Below are 20,225 nucleotides of genomic sequence, written 5' to 3' on the forward strand. Positions count from 1 at the left end.
CGGCTGCGGCCCGGCCGCGGGCGCCGGACGGGCGCCGCCGCGGCGCTCCCGCCACCGTTCGCGCATCGCGAAGATCCAGGCCTCGGTCCGGGCGATCAGCGGTTCGAACCAGGGCAGCGCCAGCAGGATGAGCAGCCCGGCCGCCCAGCCCAGCACGACATCGCTGAGCCAGTGCGTACCGATGTACACGGTGGTGAGACCGACGCCCAGCGAGACCGTCGCGGACACCGCCGACAGATAGCGCCTGGCGCGCGGCGTGGTAGCCAGATAGGCGAGGATTCCCCAGGTCACGACGGCGTTCGCGGTGTGCCCGGAAGGAAATATATCGCCGCCGGCGAACATCTCGGCCGAACCGACCTGTGTCGCGTAGTGCGGGCCGAGCCGCCCGAGCCCCAGCTTGACCGCGCCCACCGTCACATTGAGCAGCAGCAGGGACGCGCCGAGGACCAGCAGCGGCCGGAGCGTGTGCTGGCGCCAGGAGCGCCAGCCCAGCCAGCAGGCGACCATCACCGCCGTGGGGCCGCGCTGGCCGAGCACGACGTAGTAGTCCAGGAAGGCGTGAATCTCGGGCCACTGCTGGTAGGGCCGGAACAGCATGACCTTCCAGTCCAGGGCCACCAGCCAGGACGTGATCAGCACCGCCCAGACGATGGCGAGATAGAACGCCAACGTCCCGCCGAAGAGGGCGATGCGGTGACGGCTCATCCGCGGTGCCTCTATCTTCGGCGGTTCCGGCTCCCGGTCCAGCCGGGCAAAGATGTCGGTACGCACCCAATCGACGTTACAGCGAGTGAGTGCGCGAGCAGGCCAATCCGGGCTCTTCGTGATGACGATGTGATGTGGAATTTATCTCGGAACGGCGTCTTTTCCGGGTGCGGCGAAGAATCTCCGTGATCTTGCACCCAATAGTCCGCGGGTTCCGTTCGTAAGCGTGTTTGATCTCTCGGAAAAGGAACCGCACCGGAATCCGCGGCAATTGATCCCGCCATTCGGGGGAGGCGTGCGCCGCCGCGCCGCGTCCCGGCCGCCCGGGCCCCCGTCCCGTCAGGGCTGCCGGCTTCCCGGGCAGGGGCCCCCGGCCGGGCCCGGAATGGCGTACGCCACACTGTGCGGCGGACCGGGGTATGACGTGGACCACGTCTGACCACACCGAACTCGCGTACGCTGACGGATCACTCGCCCGTCGATGCCGGGCCCGAGGGACGCACATCCCACGTCACCGTCGGTCCGCCGAGCGCGAGGGACTCATCGGGAGGTACGCAGATGTCCGGGACGACCACGGCCGGGGTCCGGCTGCGCGAAGCCGCCGACGACGCCAACCGCTGGGTCGTCCTCGTGGTCCTCTGCCTCAGTCTCCTGGTCGTCGCACTCGACGCGACCGTGCTCCATGTCGCCGTTCCGGCCGTCACCGAGGACCTGCGCCCGAGCGGCACGGCCCTCCTCTGGATCGTCGACGCCTACCCCCTCGTCTGCGCCTCGCTGCTCATCCTCTTCGGCACGCTGGGTGACCGGATCGGCAGACGACGCGTGCTGCTCCTCGGCTACGCGCTGTTCGGCGTCGCCTCCGCGCTCGCCGCCGCTGCCGACACCCCCGCCGTCCTGATAGCGGCCCGCGCCCTCCTCGGCGTCGGCGGCGCGATGATCATGCCCGCCACGCTGTCGATCCTGCGCCAGGTCTTCCCCGACCGCCGGGAGCGGGCCCTCGCCATCGGCGTGTGGACCGCGGTCGCCGCGGTCGGTGCCGCCGCCGGACCGGTCGTCGGCGGTTTCCTCGTCGAGCACTTCTGGTGGGGCTCGGTATTCCTGATCAACATCCCGCTGATGGCCGTGATCCTGCCGCTGGCCCGCTGGCTGCTGCCCGAGTCGCGCGGCGGTGACGACGGCCCGTGGGACGTGCTGGGCGCACTGACCGCCGCGGCGGGCGTGCTCGGCGTCGTCCTCGGCGTCAAGCGCCTGGGCGGCGGCGCGGGGTTCCTGGACCCGGTCTCGCTGGGCCCGCTGGCCCTCGGACTCGCGCTGCTGATCCTCTTCGTACGCCGGCAGAAGCGCCGCAGGCATCCCCTGATCGACATCTCGATGTTCGCCCGCCCGGCCTTCTCCACCGCCGTCGGCTGCATCGTGCTCGCCATGCTGGCGCTGGTCGGCCTCCAGCTGATCGCCGTCCAGTACCTCCAGCTGGTGCTGGGACTCAGCCCGCTGGAGACCGGTCTGCGGCTGCTGCCGCTGACCTTCGCGGCGATGGCCGCGGGAGCCACCGGCTCGTACACCCTGCGCCGTGTCGGCCCCCGCCGCATGGTCGGCTGGGGCTTCGTCCTCACCGCGTCCTCGGTGCTGCTGCTCACCTCGATGGGCCAGCACGACCGGCCCGCGTTGCTGACCTGCGCCTTCGTCCTGCTCGGCTTCGGACTGCAGACCACGCTCTTCGGGGCGTACGAGTCGATGCTCAGCGACGCCCCGCCGGAGCGGGCGGGCGGCGCTGCGGCGATCGGTGAGACCTCCTACCAACTGGGCGCGGGCCTCGGCATCGCCCTGCTCGGCAGCGTCATGAACGCCGCCTACGCCCCCGGCCTCGCCTCCCTGCACGAGAAGGGCGTCCCCGCCCGCGCCGGGGTGGAGGCCTCCCACTCGCTGGGCGAGGCCTACCAGGTGGCCGCGCAGCTCGGCGGCCCGATGGGTGATCTGCTGCGCTCCACGGCCCGGCACGCCTTCGTCGGCGGACTCCACATCACGCTCTTCGTCAGCGCGGGGCTGCTGCTGCTCGGGGCGCTGGCCGCACTGCGGCTGCCGAAGGTAATGGACTGCCCGCCGAAGGAGCCCTGTCGCCGGGGCGAGGCCGATGCCGCCGAGCCGGAGGCCGCCGAGCACCGGGCCCCGAAAGCCACGGCCGCCGGCTACCGGGCCGCCGAAGCCGTCCGTCCGGCCGGCCGGGACCGCCCGGCCCCGCGCCCGATGCTGCCCGCGCGGCGCGAGCCGGCCGAGGCCACCGGCTCTGGACGAGCGGCACACTGAGCCGTAACGTCAGCACGACGCCCTGACTACCACTGCTAGTTTTCGGAGGGCGGGCGTCTCCCGGTCCCTCCGAGCACCGTGCGAGCCGCCGGAGGCACCCTCATGTCCAGCACCGAGTCCGCGAAACCGTCGAAGCTCCCGCCGTTCGACGCGTCGGACCCCCTCGGCATCGACGACCTGCTCGGCCCCGACGACCTCGCGATCCGCGACGCCGTCCACACCTGGGCCACCGACCGCGTCCTGCCGCACATCGCCGAGTGGTACGAGAAGGGCGAGCTGCCCGGAATCCGCGAGCTGGCCCGCGAGCTCGGCGCGCTCGGCGCGCTCGGCATGTCGCTCGACGGGTACGGCTGCGCCGGGGCGAGTGCCGTCCAGTACGGGCTCGCCTGCCTGGAGCTGGAGGCCGCCGACTCCGGGATCCGCTCGCTCGTCTCCGTACAGGGGTCGCTCGCGATGTACGCGATCCACCGCTTCGGCTCCGAGGAGCAGAAGCAGCGGTGGCTGCCCGGCATGGCCGCCGGCGAGATCATCGGCTGCTTCGGCCTGACCGAGCCCGACCACGGCTCCGACCCGGCCGGGATGCGGACGTACGCCAGGCGCGACGGAGCGGACTGGGTGCTCACCGGCCGCAAGATGTGGATCACCAACGGCTCGGTCGCCGGGGTCGCCGTCGTCTGGGCGCAGACCGACGAGGGCGAGGACGGCCGGGGCGTCCGGGGATTCGTCGTGCCGACCGACGCCCCCGGCTTCTCCGCCCCGGAGATCCGGCACAAGTGGTCGCTGCGGGCCTCGGTCACCAGCGAGCTGGTCATGGACGAGGTGCGGCTGCCGGCCGACGCGGTGCTTCCGGACGCGCGGGGGCTGCGCGGCCCGCTCAGCTGCCTGAGCCACGCGCGTTACGGCATCGTCTGGGGCGCCATGGGCGCGGCGCGGGCCAGCTTCGAGTCGGCCCTCGACTACGCGAGGAGCCGGGAACAGTTCGGCCGGCCGATCGGCGGCTTCCAGCTCACCCAGGCCAAGCTGGCGGACATGGCCCTGGAGCTGCACAAGGGCATCCTGCTCGCCCACCACCTGGGCCGCCGGATGGACGTCGGCAGGCTCCGGCCGGAGCAGGTCAGTTTCGGCAAGCTGAACAACGTGCGGGAGGCGATCGAGATCTGCCGCACCTCGCGCACGATCCTCGGGGCCAACGGGATCTCGCTGGAGTACCCGGTGATGCGGCACGCCACGAATCTGGAGTCGGTGCTCACCTACGAGGGAACCGTGGAGATGCACCAGCTGGTGCTGGGCAAGGCGCTCACCGGTCTCGACGCCTTCCGGTGACCACGGCACGTCCCGAGGGGCGCGCCGGCCGGAGACGCCGGCCGGACCGTTCCGGCGAGCGCCCTGCTCAGCTCTGGTTGAAGAAGCCGTCGGCCTTGCGGCCGGCGGCTTCGCCCGCCATCACCTGGGTGTCGGCGGGGGACAGCAGGAAGACCCGGGTGGCCACCCGGTCGATCGAGCCGCGCAGACCGAAGATCAGCCCGGCGGCGAAGTCCACCACGCGCTTGGCGTCGGCGGGGTCCATGGCCGTGAGGTTGACGATCACCGGGACGCCGTCCCGGAAGAGCTCGCCGATGGCCCGTGCGTCCCGGAAGCTGTCCGGGGTCACCGTGGCGATCCGGCGGTCCCGCTCCTCGGCCGTCTCCGCGGCCACCTGCACCCGCGGGTCGGTGACCCAGGCCTGGTTGCCCGTACCGGTCTCCGTACCCTCGGCGTACTCGTCGTCGTAGTACCGCTCGTCGTTGTCCTCTACGAGGCCCAGCCAGGCACTCGCCTTGCGCACCGATCCCATGGACGCCTCCTCTCACCGCGGTTCCTTGGTGTTCCGCATCTCTTTCGTATCCCTATGGTCGTCCATGATGCGGATACCGCGCCAAGTGGATAGTCGGCTCGCAGGCGATTCGTGACGTTACTGGTGCAGAAGATGTGGCGATTCGTCAGGGTTCTTCCTACGTAAGGGGGCTTGTAGAAGGAAAATATGATGCTCCGGCCGTACGGGTGATCCAGGGGACGTACGGGTGAACGGGGCACTCGATACGATGCACGACGCTTCGGTCCGCGAACGCCGCGCACCGGCTGAACGGCTCTCGGGGGATCGTCGTGTTCGGAATCGTCAGGCCCTGCACCCACCGGCTCTCGGAGGGCCTCAAGGTCGAGTGGATGGCCCATCTCTGCGGCCTCTGCCTGGCCCTGAGGGCGGATCACGGGCAGTTCGCCCGTATCGTCACGAACTATGACGGTCTGATCGTCTCGGTCCTGACGGAGGCTCAGGCGGTCCGGACGCCGGAGGGGCGCCGCACCGCCGGCCCCTGCCCTTCCCCAAGCTCTTGAGGAGCAGGGGAGACCCCATCCGCGCCATGCGCACCGCGCCGGTCGCCAAGGGGGAGGGGGCGGGGCTCGCCGCGGCCGTCTCGCTCATCCTGGCCTCGGCCAAGGTCCGTGACCACGTCGCCGACCGGGACGGGCTGTTGGCCCGCCGCCCGGTCGCCGCCGCCGCGCGCCGGGTCGCCGCCGGGTGGGACCGGGCGGGAGCGCGAACCGGGGCGGCCCTCGGCTTCGACACCGCCCTCCTGGTCGACGCGGTCGACCGGCAGGCCGGGATCGAGACGCTCGCCGGGATCGGCACCCCGCTGCTGACGGTCACCGAACCCACTGAGACGGCCACCGCGGCCGCCTTCGCGCACACCGCCGTGCTCGCCGGGAAGCCGCAGAACGCCGCGCCGCTCGCGGAGGCCGGCCGGCTCTTCGGGCGGCTCGCGCATCTGCTGGATGCCGTGGAGGACCGCGAGGCTGACGCCGCGTCGGACGCCTGGAACCCTCCCCCGAGGCCTGAAGGGCCAGGGGCCCCCTCCCGCCACCGGCACCCCGCTGTCCGAGGCGCGCCGGCTCTGCGACGACGCGCTGCACGGCGTACGGCTGGCGCTGCGCGAGGTGGAGTTCACCGACGGCAGGCTCGTCCGCGTCCTGCTCACCCATGAGCTGCGGCGGTCGGTCGACCGGGCGTTCGGCACTTCTTCCTGCACGCACCAGGAGCACCAGGGACAGCAGGGGCTGCTGGTGCCGGACGGTTCCTTCGGGCCGCCGCCGGGGAACCCGTACGGCCCGACGCCCGGGCATCCGTACGGTCCGCCGCCCGGCGGCCCGGCCGCCCCGCCCCCGCCGCGCGACCGGCGCGGGCTGATCGCCGGATGCCTTGTGTGGGCCGGACTCGCCTGCACCTGCCAGATGTGCTGCGGGACCTATGAGAACCCCTGGAGCAGGGAGCGGCGGCAGGCGCCGTGCAGCGACTGCGGCGACTGCTGCGAGGTGTGCGACTGCTGCGGGGACTCCTGCGGCTGCGACTGCTGAGGCCCGCCGCCCCGCCACCCTGGACCACCTCGGCGCGGGGCGCGCCGCCTGGAATGAGAGCGGAGCGTATCGCTCGGAACGCACCGGCCCCACGCTGCGGTCGCACCTCGGCCTGCCGGAGCCGGTATGGAAAGGTTGACCGCATGAGTACGGACGCAACGCAGCAGGAGCAGGGGGGCGGGCCGGACGCCGCGCGCGACTGGCACCGGTGGCACGAGGGGCGCGTCGTCGCCGTCGCCGCCCCGTACGGCCCGCTCTCCCTGACCGGAACCCACTGGCTCTCCGACTACCCGGAAGGGCGAATTCCGGCCGTACCTGGCCACTGGCGCGAGGACGGTGCCGAGGTGGTCCTCACGGCCGCCGCCGAGGACGGCGTCGTCGTCGACGGCAAGCCGCTGACCGGCGGTATCCGGCTCGGCGCGGACCGCGGTCCCATCGACGACTCCCGGGTGACGCGGGGGGAGCGGCGACTGGTGGTGCTCCGCCGCGAAGGGCTGTGGGCGGTACGGGACTTCGACCCGGGATCGGCGGCCCGGCACGCCTTCTCGACCATCGATGCCACTCCGTACGACCCCCGCTGGGTGCTGCCGGGGGCCTTCCGTCCGTACGACGGGGGCCGGACCGTGCGGGTGGCCAACGCGGACGGGGTCGAGCGAGGCCTCGGCCTCGGCGGCGAGATCGCCTTCACGGTGGACGGCGACGAGCACACGCTCCAGGTCGCGGTCGAACCCGATGGGTCGCTGTGGGCCGTCTTCGCCGACGCGACCAGCGGGAACAGTAGCTACCGCTTCCGCTTCCTGCGGCCCGGGGCGCCCGCCGCCGACGGCCGCGTGAACGTCGACTTCAACCGCGCCCTGCTGCCTCCGTGCGCCTTCGCCGATCACTTCATCTGTCCCTTCCCGCCCCCGGGCAACACGCTCACCGCGGCGGTCCCGGCGGGGGAGCGGAACCGGATCGACGCCTGACTCGCGAGCGGCCCCTCCGGTTCCGGCGACCCCACGGCCCCACGGTCCCGGGGCCGGATGCGTAGGTGATCCAGGTGGCCGAAAGGCCTTCTTGCGGCTCCCGTCCGGTCCCCTCGATACTCCGGTCAGCGATTGTCAGGGGCATGGCATCTCCGAATCCGGACAGGCCCCCGACTGCGCCTCACGGGCCCGCCACCCCACAGGAGGGCCCCCGATTCCCCTCGGAGGAACCCGAAGTGAGGATCAAGCGCACCAACAGCCGCTCCACCACGGCGACACGCGTCCGTACCACGGCCGTACTAGCGGGGCTCGCCGCCGTCGCGGCGATGGCCATCCCCACCGCGAACGCCGAAACACCCCGTACCTTCGGCGTCAACCAGCTGACCGCGGCGAGCGACGCCGTGCTCGGCGCCGACATCGCGGGCACCGCCTGGAACATCGACCCGCAGTCCAAGCGCCTCGTCGTCACCGTGGACAGCACGGTCTCGAAGGCGGAGATCAACCAGATCAAGAAGTCGGCGGGCGCCAACGCCGACGCACTGCGCATCGAGCGCACTCCCGGCAAGTTCACCAAGCTGATCTCCGGCGGCGACGCGATCTACTCCAACACCGGACGCTGCTCCCTCGGCTTCAACGTCCGCAGTGGCAGCACGTACTACTTCCTGACCGCCGGTCACTGCACCGACGGCGCGGGCACCTGGTGGGCGAACTCGGCCCGCACCACCGTGCTCGGGACGACCGCCGGATCGAGCTTCCCGAACAACGACTACGGCATCGTGCGCTACACCAACACCAGCATTCCCAAGAGCGGCACGGTCGGCGGCCAGGACATCACCAGCGCCGCCAACGCCAGCGTCGGCATGTCCGTCACCCGCCGCGGCTCCACCACCGGCACCCACAGCGGTTCGGTCACCGGACTCAACGCCACCGTCAACTACGGTGGCGGCGACGTCGTCTACGGCATGATCCGCACGAACGTGTGCGCCGAGCCCGGCGACTCCGGCGGCCCGCTCTACTCCGGCACCCGGGCGATCGGTCTCACCTCCGGCGGCAGCGGCAACTGCACCTTCGGCGGAACGACCTTCTACCAGCCGGTCACCGAGGCGCTGAGCGCTTACGGCGTCAGCGTGTACTGACCGGCCCCGCCTCGGCCGGGTACGGAGCTGTCCGTACATACGTGCCCCCGTCCGGAATTCCGGACGGGGGCTCCCGCTCGCCGGGGGCTCTTGAGAGGATGTCGCCACGACGGGTCGTCGCGACGGGGCGACGGGGGCGGGCCCGCCCCCGGGGTGCGCTCCGCTGGCATCAGGGGGTAGCAGGTCCGTGAACCGCATCGGAGTGACCGGTCACCGCTCCATCCCCGCCGAGGCCGAGGCCCATGTGCTCGCCGGGCTGCGGGCCGCGCTGTGCGGCCTCGGCGGCGCGACGCAGGCGCTCTCCAGCTTGGCCGTCGGCGCCGACCAGCTCTTCGCCGACCTCGCTCTCACCTGCGGCGCCGAACTGACCGCCGTGATCCCCAGCGGCGACTACGAGGCCTGCTTCGAGAACGCCGTCGACCTCGCCCGCTACCGGACGCTCAAGGCCCGCGCGGCGCAGGAGGTCCGGCTCGACTTCCCGCACTCCACCGACGAGGCCTACTATGCGGCGGGCGCCTACATCGCCGACCACTGCGACCGGCTGCTCGCAGTCTGGGACGGCCTCCCGGCCCGGGGCCTCGGCGGCACGGGCGACATCGTGACGTACGCCCGCACCCTGGGCCGCCCGGTCACCGTGATCTGGCGCGACGGAGTCCTGCGCGGCTGACCGACGGTCCCTCACCGGGCAGGCCGTACGGGAGCGGGGCTTCCGGCCCCGTAGGCTCTCCCCGTCTCACACGCGGTGCCTGACCAGCCAGTCGGTGTGCTCGGGCGACACGATCCGCTCGGTCTCGAACACCGCCGCCGGCCAGTGCCGCTCGGTGAGGGTGGTCTCCATGGCGGCCTGCATCGACTCCAGGTCCTTCTCCACCAGCGAGTGCGCCGAGATCAGCGGATGGTGCCGACGCATCTCGTTCCAGGCGAGACAGGCCGCCGCCGCCGCGGACAACGTCCCCGTGAGGCCGAACGACCGGCCCACCCCGAAGGTCTGGAACACGCTCAGTGTCAGCGCCGGGAGCGTCAGCGCGACAATGGCGCCCGACCACAGGAGCGCCCCGCGCCGGGAGGCCTGCTGACGTCTGCGGTACCAGCGCCGCTGTTCGATGAGCCGGTCCCGTACATAGGTTTCCTTGCGGACCGTGTAGGCCTTGTTCCGTAGCGCGCGCATGGACTCCGTGATGAGGCCGCCGGAATCCGGCAGTTCCTCGCGCGGATCGGCCCAGCCTACTTTCCGCAGCTCCTGGAGGCCGTCCTCCAGGCGATTGGCGAACAGCGCCTCCGGGTGCTCGGACGCGCTGTCGAACGGTGCGCCGTGCACCGCGTAGCGCCAGCAGTTGGACTTGATGAACTCGGCCGCGGAGCGGTTCAGTTGCCAATGCGACTTTGCTTTGCGCTGGGAGGCGAGAAAGGTCACGAAGAGCACACCCAGGTAGGCCAGTACCGCGGCGCCGTACAGGGCCCGGGCCGCCGGACCGTCCTCGGCGTGCCAGGGCAGCGCCGCGGGCACCGTGCCGGCCACGAGCAGCGCCAGCTGCACCCGGGTGGTGTTCACGGCCTCGTGCTGGCGGGCCACGGCGACCGTGTCCGTGTGATGGAACAGGGCCGGCAGGTCATCGTTCCTGAAGACCATGGATCTCAGCGGCTCGGGCAACGCCGTCATGGTCGCCTCCGTCTGCAGTTGTCGTATGACCCGGCCGGTCGTCGTGCCTGCCCCGCCCGGGGCCACGAGAGTAGGGGGGAGGGCCGGACGCGGCAAGAGCGTCCCGGCTCCCCGGGCGGCCGGCACGGCGAGGTTCGGCCACTTCCGCACCCGCGTCCTCCCTCGCGTGGCGGCACTGTGGCACGGCTGTCCGACTGGACGTTGCAGCAGCTGAGTTGATGCCCCTCATCAGCGGGTGCGATCACCTCCGGGCGAGGGAGGGGGTATCGAGGGGGCCGGGGCGCAGGGACGGACTGCCGGCTCGTCGCCTTCGGGGCGGGCCTTCCGCCGGTCGGCGCCGGGAGCCGCGGGACCGTGCCGGTGGGGGTGCTCCCGCGGCGGTGCGTCGAGCGGGTCGGGGCGCTCCGCGTCCGGGCGCGGGCCACGGACGTCGTGGGCGACCGCCGTGACCGCGTCCTGGGCCGCCTGCGGCGGCTCCCCGGGCGGAACGCGGCGTCCCCGGCGAGAAACCGGTGAACGAGTGAATCGCCGTCCCCGCCGGGGCGTCCCGGCGAGCGTGGGCCGGGGCCCTGCCGGACGCACGACGATGCGCGTGCCCGACGCCTGCGCGGGCGGTTTCGCCGACGTCGGAAAGGCCCCCACCTGCAAGGGCCGGCGGCGGAGAGGCCGGCTCTCCGGCGCGCCGCTTCCGCCGATCGTCCCGCGCTCATCCGAGCGGTCGCACGGAAAGCGTTTCCCGACTTTCACAACCCGGTGCGAAGGCTGGTCCGCCGGCATGTGCAAGGGCCCCAGCGGTAGTAAAGTGCGCGTGCCGGGCCGTGTGATGACACGGAATCCGGCAACGTTTCAATGTCCGGAAACAGACCCCTTCAGGATCCCCCTAGGACGGCCGTGAAGACCTACGGAACCACTCCCGCCTTCGCCTCTGCGAAGACCCGCGCGACCCTCTCGGCGACCGACGTCCGCAGCGCCGAGGCCGCCAGGAAGATCAGCCGTGTATGCGGTGCGACAATGGCCCGGTCCACCCGGATCTCCACGTTCAATTCGGCTCTCTGAGTTGGCGTCAGAAGTGGCTAGAATGGCGGAATGACAGGACCGCTGGTCCCCTTCCGTGAATTCGTGCTCAAAGTGCACAGCAGGTGCGATCTGGCCTGTGACCACTGCTATGTCTACGAACATGCAGATCAGAGCTGGCTGACCCGCCCCAGGGCCATCTCCGACGAAGCGATTTCCTGGACTGCCCGGCGCCTGGCCGAGCATGCGACGACTCATGCGCTTCCCTCCGTCACAGTGATCCTGCACGGCGGGGAACCGCTCCTGGCAGGGCCCGCGCGACTGCGACGGGTCTGCGAGGAGCTCGGCTCGGCTCTGAACGGCATCGCTGAGCTGGACCTCAGGATCCACACCAACGGCGTCCAGCTCAGCCCCCGTTACCTCGACCTCTTCGACGAGTTCCACGTCCGCGTCGGGATCTCGCTCGACGGCGACCGCGCGGCCAACGACCGCCACCGCCGGTTCACCGACGGACGCAGCAGCCACCCGATGGTGATGCGAGCGGTCGAACTGCTCCGCGAGGAGCGCTACCGCCACCTGGACCTCGGCCTGCTGTGCACGGTCGACATCCACAACGATCCGGTGGCCGTGCACGACGCCCTCGCCGGACTCGAACCCCCGCTCGTCGACTTCCTGCTGCCGCACGCCACCTGGGACGACCCGCCCCCGCGGCCGGACGGATCGTCCACCGCGTACGCCGACTGGCTCCTGGCCATCTTCGACCGCTGGACGGAACAGGGCCGCCCCATGCCCGTCCGGATGTTCGCCTCGGTGCTCTCCAGCCTGAACGGCGGCCCCAGCCTCACCGAGTCCCTGGGGCTCGCCCCCACTGACCTCGTCGTCATCGAGACCGACGGGAAGCTGGAACAGGTCGACTCGCTCAAGAGCGCCTACGAGGGCGCCGCCGCCACCGGGTTCGACGTCTTCCGCAACACCCTCGACGAGGTCGCGGCCCACCCCGGCGTGCAGGCGCGGCAGCTCGGCCTGGCCGGGGTCAGCGAGACCTGCCGCCGCTGCCCGGTCGTGCGTTCGTGCGGCGGCGGGCTCTACACCCACCGCTACCGCTCCGGGCCCGGCCCCGACACCGACACCGACACCGGCCCCGACACCGGCCCCGACATCGGCTTCGACAACCCGTCGGTCTACTGCGCCGACCTGACCGCCCTGATCCGGGGCATCGAGGAGCGTACGGCCGCCGCCACCGGGTCGCCCGCCGTCCGGGCTCCGGACGAACTGCTCGCCGCCCATCAGGACCTGACCCGCACCCTGCTCGCGGTGGTCCACGACACCCTCGACGGACAGGGGGGAGCCCTCTGGGACGACGCCTGGCGGCTCGCGGCGACGGTGGAGGCGGGCACTCCGGGCGCCGGGGCGCTCGACGCGGTGCTCGCGCACCCCTACACCCGCACCTGGCTGGTCGGCGCCCTGGAGGACGTCCAGGCGGGCCGCGGTATGTCGGGGCCCACAGCCGAACGGCTCGGCGCGACCGTGGCCGCCGCCGCCGTCCGGGCCGGACTCGACCTGCCCGTGCCGGTGGCGTACCGGGACGGAGGCCTGTACCTGCCCACTCTCGGCACTGCGGTCATCGGCGACCCGGGAGAGCGGGGTGTCGCCGTGGTGCGTGCCACGGGCGACGGATTCCTCGTCCGGCGGCAGGGGACCGCCTCCGGCGCGGAGCTGCGCATCGCGCGGGAGGAACCCGAGGGCCCGCACTGGCGTCCCGTGCGCGTCCTGCGGCAGGCGCCGGCCCCCGCCCTCCTGCTGGAGGACCTCGACCCCTTCCGCGACTGCTTCGACATCCCCGCGGCCGGCCGGCTCGCGGGGGAGCGGGCCGACGCCTGGGCGCACCGGATCGCCGAGGCCTGGGCACTGCTGGCCGACGCCGTTCCGGACCAGGCGGCGGAGGCGGCCCGGACGTTCACCACGGTGACCCCGCTGACCGCCGGCGCGGTCGAGCCGGGGCGGCACGGACCCGGTTCACTCGGTATCGGGGAGACGGCGGACGGGAAGGAGCTGGCACTCGGCCTGCTGAGCGGATTCCGCCGGGCGAAACTGCGGGCGCTCGGTGAAGTGACGGATCTTTACGCCTTGGACGGTACCTGGGAACATCGGACGCCTTGGGGGAGCGAACACGTGACGTTCTCCCGACTGCTGGCGGAGACATTCGAACGGGCGGGGCTCGGACTCTACGATCCGCGCTTCCTCACGGGTGTTCCGGAAGCACTCGACATGATCGAGAACGCGGCGGAGGTGACGGTCGACGGAAAACAGCTGATCACCGCTGTCCGCAAGGAGATCAGCGGAACACGGAGTGCGGCCGGGAGGAATCTCGGCGGGAACGTCCCGCCGTCCGGTCAGGCATCGAACGTACTGGCGTCTGACCGGAAAGTGACGTTCGAATGACCGAACGGCAGGGGAGTGAATAGCGGTCCGCTCCGGAATGATGAGTTCGCTTGCACTCCCTTCCTCCTTCTGGGATGCGAGTGCTCACACAGGACGGGGGTCGTGTGCACGCATCGACGCAACAGCGAGCGGTGGGCCATCGGCCGTATTTCTTTCTGAGTTACGCCCACACGCCGGGGTACGGCGGCGGCACGGACCCCGACATGTGGGTTGAGCGGCTGTTCCAGGATCTTTGCGGTCATGTGATGGCCATGACCGACTTACCCGCGGGTGCGCCCGCGGGATTCATGGACCGGGAGATACGTTCCGGAGAGGGCTGGTCGGAACGGCTCGGTGACGTCCTCGCCACCTGCCGGGTCTTCGTGCCGCTGTTCTCGCCGCGCTACTTCGCCAGCGAGATGTGCGGCAAGGAGTGGTACGCCTTCGAACAGCGGGCCATCCACCACCGGGCCCGCTCCAACCAGCCGGCCGAGGCCATCGTCCCGGCGCTCTGGGTGCCGGTGCCGCCGAGTCAGCTGCCCGGCTCCGCCGAGCGACTCCAGTTCAACCACCGTGATTTCGGGGAACGGTACGTCAGCGACGGCCTCTACGGCCTGATCAAGCTCCGGCTCTTCGCCGAGGAATACGAACGGGCCGTCTACGAACTGGCCAAGCGCATCGTCAGTGTCGCCGACTCGGTCCGCATCGATACCGGCCGGCCGGTCGACTACCGCCTCGCGCCCAGTGCCTTCGGCTCGCCCAGCAGCGGAGTCGGCGCTCCCCGGCCGATGCAGATCACCATCGCGGCGCCCACCCGCCACGATCTGCCCGAGGGACGCAACAGCGACCACTACGGCGACCACCCCCAGGACTGGAACCCCTACTATCCGGCCGCCGCCCGCCCGCTGGCCTATGTGGCGGAGGAACTGGTCCGGTCGCTCAACTACCAGGCCGTCATCACCTCGTTCGACGAGGACCGGCACGACGGCAAGGCCCCGCCCAGCACCCCCGAGATCCTGCTCGTCGACCGCTGGGCCCTCAGGGACGAGGACCACCGTCGCAGGCTCGCCGCCTTCGACGCCGAGAACCGGCCCTGGGTGACCATGGTCGTGCCGTGGAGCCGTGACGACCACCAGAGCAGAGCGGCGGAGACCGAGCTCATCGAGAAGCTCGAAGCGACCATGCCGATCAAGATGGGCCAGGGCCGGGCCCTCTGCCGTGCCGCGGCGAAAGGAGTGCCCACCATGGAGGCGTTCGGCCAACTCCTGCCCCAGGTCGTCGAAGTGGCCGCCCAGCAGTACCTCAAGCACGCGAAGGCCTACCCGCCCGGATCCGGCGGCGGATCCGGCGAGCGGACCAGGCTCACCGGCCCCATGGGCAGTACGAGCTACATCCCCGACCCGCACGACCCTGCGACGGAAGCGGAGGACCTATGAGTGCCGGTCGTGACGGGCGCATCGTCACCTTCTACTCGTACAAGGGCGGTACCGGGCGCACCATGGCGCTCGCCAACACCGCCTGGATCCTCGCGGCCAACGGCAAGCGGGTGCTGGCCGTCGACTGGGACCTGGAGGCCCCCGGGCTGCACCGGTTCTTCCACCCCTTCCTCGACCCGGCCACCCTCGGCGCCACCACCGGCGTGATCGACCTGATCACCGAGTACGCCTGGGCCGCGACCAGCCCCGCCCAGCGCGCCGAGGACTGGCACCGCGACTACGCCCGCATCCAGCCGCACGCCGTGTCGCTGACCCCGGAGTCGCTCGGCTGGGAGTTCCCGAAGGGCGGCACGCTCGACTTCGTCTCCGCCGGACGGCAGAACCGCGAGTACTCCGCGACCGTCTCCACCTTCGACTGGGACAACTTCTACGACCGGTTCGGCGGCGGCCACTTCTTCGACGCGTTGCGCGACGACATGAAGGCCAACTACGACTACGTCCTCATCGACAGCCGGACCGGCCTCAGCGACATCGCCGACATCTGCACCGTCCACCTGCCGGACGTACTCGTCGACTGCTTCACCCTCAGCGACCAGTCCATCGACGGCGCGGCCTCCGTCGCCCGCCAGATCGCCGAGCGCAACACCGGCCGTCCCATCGCCCTCTACCCCGTCCCGATGCGCATCGACGAGGGCGAGAAGGAGAAGGCGGACGCCGGAAGGGCGCTGGCCCGGCTCAAGTTCGACCGGCTTCCCCGCGACCTGTCCGGCGACGAACTCACCGCCTACTGGGGTGCGGTGGAGATCCCCTACCGCCCCTACTACGCCTACGAGGAGACGCTCTCCACCTTCGGTGACGAGGCCGGGCTCACCAACTCGCTGCTCTCCGCCTTCGAACGGCTCACCGCGGTCATCACCGGCCGGGAGATCACCTCGATGCCCCCGATCGGCGAAGAGGTCCGGCTGCGGATCCGCGACGCCTTCACCCGGCGCAGGCCCGCCCTGCCCGCCGACCTCCACCTCAGCTATGTGGCGGAGAACCGGATGTGGGCCGACTGGCTCGAGTCGATCCTCACCCGGGCCGGCTTCCGGGTGGTTCCGCGCGACGTCTCCGCCGAACGTCCCCCGGAGGAGGCCGAAGCCACCGCGGACAACGCCGCCCGCACCGTGGTGCTGCTCTCCAGCGCCTACCTGAAGTCCCCGCGCGCGGTCGAGCTGTGGGAACGGACCGCCGCCGAGGCCGTCGGCAGCGGCCGCCGCCGGCTGGTCCCCCTGCGGGTCGGGGACGTACGCCTGAGCGCCCCGTACATCGACCGCAACCCGGTCGACCTCTTCCGGCTGGACGAGGTGCACGCCACCACCGCCGTGATGCGGGCCCTGGACCGCCCGGTGCAGGTGGCGGACGGGGTCTCGCCCGGGCCCCGCTTCCCCGGCACCGTGCCGAGGATCTGGAACGCGCCGCCCCGCAACCCCGGCTTCACCGGCCGCTCGCTCGTCCTGGAGCGGATGCGCGACCAGCTCGGCGGCGGGCTGGCCGTCGTCCTGCCGCAGCCGCAGACCCTGTACGGACTCGGCGGCGTCGGCAAGACCCAGGTGGCCCTGGAGTACGTGCACCGCTTCATGGCCGACTACGACCTGGTGTGGTGGATATCGTCCGAGCAGCCCGACGACGTGGTCGCCTCGCTCGCCGAACTCGCCGTCCGGCTCGGCGCCCAGGGCGGCGACGACATGGCGGCCGCCTCCCAGGAGGCCGTCGACCTGCTGCGGCGCGGCGTCCCCTCGGACCGCTGGCTGCTGGTCTTCGACAACGCGGACGACCCCGAGCAGCTGCGCCGCTACTTCCCGCAGGGCGGCTCCGGCCACATCCTGGTGACCTCCCGCAACCAGAGCTGGTCCCAGCACGGGGACGCGCTGCCCGTGGATGTCTTCCTCCGCGAGGAGTCGATCGAGCACCTCCAGCGCCGGGCCCCGGGGCTGAGCGACGAGGACGCCGCCCAGGTGGCGACCGCGGTGGGCGACCTGCCGCTCGCCGTGGAGCAGGCCGCCGCCTGGATCGCGGAGACCGCCACCCCCATCGACGCCTATCTCGAACAGCTCGCCCAGCAGGCGCCCCAGGTCCTCGCGCTCAACCAGCCGGCCGGCTACCCGGAACCGGTCGCCGCGACCTGGAACATCTCCATCGCCCGGCTCAAGGAGCGTTCGCCCGCCGCCGTGCGGCTGCTCCAGCTCTGCGCCTTCTTCGCCCCGGAACCGATCTCCGCGAACCTCCTCTACAGCAAGGAGATGATCGACGCGCTGAAGCCGTACGACTCCTCGCTCCAGGAGAAGCTCGTGCTGGGCCGGGTCATCCGGGAGATCGGCCGGTTCGCCCTCGCCAAGGTCGACCAGGTCTCGAACTCCATCCAGGTCCACCGGCTCGTCCAGGCCGTGATCAAGGCGCAGCTCAGCGAGGAGGAGCAGCGTGAGGCCCGGCACGTCGTCCACCGCGTCCTCGCCGGCGCCCGGCCCGATGACGACGAGCCGATCGACAACCCGGAGACCTGGCCGCGCTTCGCGACGATCTGGCCCCACCTCGGACCCTCCGACGCCCGCAACTGCAAGGAGCCGGAGACCCGCAGGCTGCTGATCGACCGGGTCCGCTACCTCTGGAAGCGCGGCGACGTCAGGACCGCGGGGGTGCTGGGCGACGAACTGCGGGGAATCTGGGAGGAGAAGCTGGGGGAGCGGGACCTGCAGTACCTCTACCTCTGCTTTCACCTCTCCAACATCCTGCGCACCCGCGGGCGTTACGTGGAGGCGAAGGACCTCGACGAGTTCACCCTGGAACGGCAGCGGGCGGTGCTGGGACCCGAACACCCGCATACCTACATGACCACCAGCAGCCTGGCCATCGACCTCGGTCTGCTGGGGGACTACGCCCGGGCGATCGAGATGGCGACCGAGGCCCACGAGGGGTTCGGGCAGATCTTCCACGACTCCCACCCCCGGACGCTGGCCGCCGCCAACAACCTGGCCCTGAACCTGCGCAGCGTCGGCCAGTACGCCCGCGCCCGGGAGATCGACCAGGACGTCTACGACCTCCGCTCCCAGGTGCTCGGACCGGAACACCCCTACAGCCTGTCCTCCGCCATGAACCTCGCCCGTGACCTGCGGGAGGTCGGGCGGTACGAGGATTCCGTGGGGCTGCTCAGCACCACGTACAACAGCTTCAAGGAGACGATGGGCCGCAGCTTCCCCGCCACACTGAGCGCCGCGAAGAGCCTCGCGGTGTCGTTGCGCAGGGCGGGCCGGCTGGAGGACGCCCGCCGTCTCACGGTGGCGACCCGCGCCCGCTACCGGGCGAAGTACTCCACTGCCAATCCCGATTCGCTGGCTTGTGACCTCAACCTCGCCGCGGACCTGTTCGCGGCGGGCGAGAGCGCCGAGGCGAGGGACACGGCGCAGGAGGTCGTCGACCAGTTCATGAAGGTGCCGGGGGAGAAGCACCCGTACACCCTGGCGGCGCAGAACAACCTCGGCGTCTATCTGACGGGGGCCGGGGAGCCGGAACTGGCGGAGCGAGTGCTGAAGGTGGTCGTCGCCACCATGCGGGACACCTTCGGCCGGGAGCACCCCAACACCCTGTTCTGTGTGATGAACCTGGCCAGCGCGACAGCGGACCTGGGAGACCTGGACATCGTGCTGCAGACCGAGCAGCGGCTGTCCGGGCAACTGCGCGAAGCGCTCGGGGCACATCATCCGGAAACCTTGGCCATGACCTCGAACATGGCGGTTACGCTCGATGCCATGGGACGGGGGGACCAGTCGGCGCAGTTGCGGGCGGAGATCGTCGTCGAGCTGTCCCGCCAGCTCGGCGACGACCATCCGCTGACCCGTATGGCCCGGACCGAGGAGCGGTTCAGGCGGGAGCTGGAGCCGATGTCGGTGTGACCGTGGGGCCGGGAGGGCTCACCCTCCCGGCACGGCGGTCGGCAGTGTTCCGTCCGGGTGCGCCCGCTCGTCCACCAGCCAGTCGAGGACGCGGGGGAGCATGGGGAACGCGTCGAAGTGGGCTGCCTTCGGTTCGAGTACGGCGGTGGCGCCCGGGATCTGCCCGGCCAGCCAGCGGGAGTGGCCGACCGGGGCGAAGACGTCCTTCATCCCGTGCCAGAGCAGCACCTTGCCGGTGATCCGGGCGGGCTCGAACCCCCAGGGGCTGCAGAACGCGATGGCGTCGTCGATCCAGCCGTGCGCCGAGGTGCGCAGCCCTTCGCTGTAGTTGCGCAGCAGCATGGACCGGATCCCCGCGTCGTTGACCACCACCCGGTCGGAGTCGGTCAGCTCACGGCGCAGATCGTCCAGGAGCCGGACCGGGTCCTGCCGGATCTGGTCCGAGCGGATGGTGAAGGTCTCCGCGAACCCGTCCGGATCGGCGGCCGCCGTGGAGTAGGCGTCCACGTTGGACGCGGTCATCCCGTCGAACCAGTCGAGACCGGCCGCGTCCGGGGGCGCGAGACTGACCAGGGCCGCGGTCCGGGTGATCCGTTCCGGCATCAGCGCCGCGCAGGCCAGGGCGTGCGGGGCTCCGCCGGAGCGGCCCACCACGGCGAACCGCTCAAGACCCAACGAGTCGGCGATGGCCCGGACGTCCTCGGCGACGTCCTTGATCCGGCGGCCCTCGTGCCGGTCGCTGCCGCCGTACCCCGGGCGGTCGTAGGTGATCAACTGCGTATGGCGCTGGTACAGCACCATGCCGCGGGGAGCGGGTCCGAGCCTGCTGCCCGGAGTGCCGTGGAGGAGGAAGACCGGTCTTCCCCGTGGATCCCCCATCCGCTCCACCATCAGATGCCGCCCGTCCGCCGCGAGCACCCGATTGCGCACCCGTACCTCCTCCGCTCGGTCATCCGGCCGGCGCGTGCCGCCTTTTCGATGATGAACCATCAGAGGCGTTACGGGGACTGTTCGCCGATGAGGAGATGGGGGAACTGCGAAGGTCCTGGAGGCTCCCGGGTGGACGGTTTCCGTCGGTATCCGGACGGGTGGGCACACCATCCGGACCAGCAAGGCGAATACCGGACAGGACTAGTCCTCACCCAGGGGCCATCGACAGTTGCGCGGGGTGTTCGCGATCGGAACCGACGTGGCATGGCCCGGGGTAGGTGAACGCCTCGCGTGCGAAGCGTCGCCGCCGTGTGCACGTCTGGAAGCCGGCCTTG

13 protein-coding genes and 1 pseudogene are annotated in these 20,225 nt (G+C 71.3%); 10 read left to right on the top strand and 4 right to left on the bottom strand.

Annotated features, from left to right (window positions below; all coding sequences use genetic code 11):
* Positions 1–771, bottom strand: a 771-nt coding sequence (locus B9S58_RS17720; protein WP_103533175.1) for a phosphatase PAP2 family protein, incomplete at its 3' end; no start/stop codon positions are given.
* A 492-nt stretch (positions 772–1,263) separates the two neighbouring features.
* On the opposite strand from B9S58_RS17720, the gene B9S58_RS17725 reads away from it, so the two are divergent.
* Positions 1,264–3,009, top strand: coding sequence for an MFS transporter (locus B9S58_RS17725; protein WP_103533108.1), 1,746 nt, complete (start codon positions 1,264–1,266; stop codon positions 3,007–3,009).
* Between the two features lie 102 nt (positions 3,010–3,111).
* Positions 3,112–4,332 (top strand): acyl-CoA dehydrogenase family protein, encoded by a 1,221-nt coding sequence (locus B9S58_RS17730; RefSeq protein ID WP_103533110.1) that lies wholly within the window; start codon positions 3,112–3,114, stop codon positions 4,330–4,332.
* Positions 4,333–4,399: 67 nt separating this feature from the next.
* Here B9S58_RS17730 and B9S58_RS17735 read toward each other — a convergent pair whose 3' ends face one another.
* Positions 4,400–4,843, bottom strand: a complete 444-nt coding sequence (locus B9S58_RS17735) for a cell division protein SepF (RefSeq protein WP_103533112.1) — start codon at positions 4,841–4,843, stop codon at positions 4,400–4,402.
* A 308-nt stretch (positions 4,844–5,151) separates the two neighbouring features.
* Between B9S58_RS17735 and B9S58_RS17740 the strand changes: the two are divergent.
* The 4 genes and pseudogenes from B9S58_RS17740 to B9S58_RS17760 all read left to right on the top strand — a co-directional run bounded on the left by B9S58_RS17740 (position 5,152) and on the right by B9S58_RS17760 (position 9,167).
* A pseudogene (locus B9S58_RS17740) lies at positions 5,152–6,399 on the top strand (DUF5685 family protein).
* Positions 6,400–6,542: 143 nt separating this feature from the next.
* Positions 6,543–7,364 (top strand): DUF1684 domain-containing protein, encoded by an 822-nt coding sequence (locus tag B9S58_RS17750; RefSeq protein ID WP_103533116.1) that lies wholly within the window; start codon positions 6,543–6,545, stop codon positions 7,362–7,364.
* A gap of 236 nt (positions 7,365–7,600) precedes the next feature.
* Positions 7,601–8,500: a S1 family peptidase gene (locus tag B9S58_RS17755; RefSeq protein WP_103533117.1), complete on the top strand. Its 900-nt coding sequence runs from the start codon at positions 7,601–7,603 to the stop codon at positions 8,498–8,500.
* A 187-nt stretch (positions 8,501–8,687) separates the two neighbouring features.
* Positions 8,688–9,167: a hypothetical protein gene (locus B9S58_RS17760; RefSeq protein WP_103533118.1), complete on the top strand. Its 480-nt coding sequence runs from the start codon at positions 8,688–8,690 to the stop codon at positions 9,165–9,167.
* Positions 9,168–9,233: 66 nt separating this feature from the next.
* On the opposite strand, the gene B9S58_RS17765 is transcribed toward B9S58_RS17760, so the two are convergent.
* Complete coding sequence (locus tag B9S58_RS17765) at positions 9,234–10,160, bottom strand: DUF4231 domain-containing protein (protein WP_103533119.1); 927 nt, start codon at positions 10,158–10,160, stop codon at positions 9,234–9,236.
* Positions 10,161–11,051: 891 nt separating this feature from the next.
* Here B9S58_RS17765 and fxsA point away from each other — a divergent pair.
* From fxsA to fxsT, 4 genes are all read left to right on the top strand, one after another.
* Entirely contained in the window at positions 11,052–11,216 is a 165-nt protein-coding gene (gene fxsA / locus B9S58_RS38030; RefSeq protein ID WP_181009353.1) for an FxSxx-COOH cyclophane-containing RiPP peptide, read from the top strand.
* Positions 11,217–11,246: 30 nt separating this feature from the next.
* Positions 11,247–13,616 (top strand): radical SAM/SPASM protein FxsB, inactivated metallohydrolase extension form, encoded by a 2,370-nt coding sequence (fxsB, locus tag B9S58_RS17770; protein ID WP_103533120.1) that lies wholly within the window; start codon positions 11,247–11,249, stop codon positions 13,614–13,616.
* Between the two features lie 74 nt (positions 13,617–13,690).
* Positions 13,691–15,031, top strand: coding sequence for an FxsC protein (fsxC, locus tag B9S58_RS17775; RefSeq protein ID WP_181009354.1), 1,341 nt, complete (start codon positions 13,691–13,693; stop codon positions 15,029–15,031).
* On the top strand, positions 15,028–18,960 hold the full coding sequence (gene fxsT, locus B9S58_RS17780) for an FxSxx-COOH system tetratricopeptide repeat protein (RefSeq protein ID WP_103533122.1): 3,933 nt from the start codon (positions 15,028–15,030) through the stop codon (positions 18,958–18,960). The genes fsxC and fxsT overlap by 4 nt, the downstream gene beginning before the upstream one ends.
* Positions 18,961–18,978: 18 nt before the next feature.
* Here the strand turns inward: fxsT and B9S58_RS17785 are convergent, their stop codons facing one another.
* Entirely contained in the window at positions 18,979–19,890 is a 912-nt protein-coding gene (locus B9S58_RS17785) for an alpha/beta fold hydrolase (protein ID WP_103533123.1), read from the bottom strand.
* Positions 19,891–20,225 lie beyond the last annotated feature (335 nt).

This window comes from Streptomyces sp. SM11 (assembly GCF_002910905.1).
Lineage (GTDB): Bacteria > Actinomycetota > Actinomycetes > Streptomycetales > Streptomycetaceae > Streptomyces.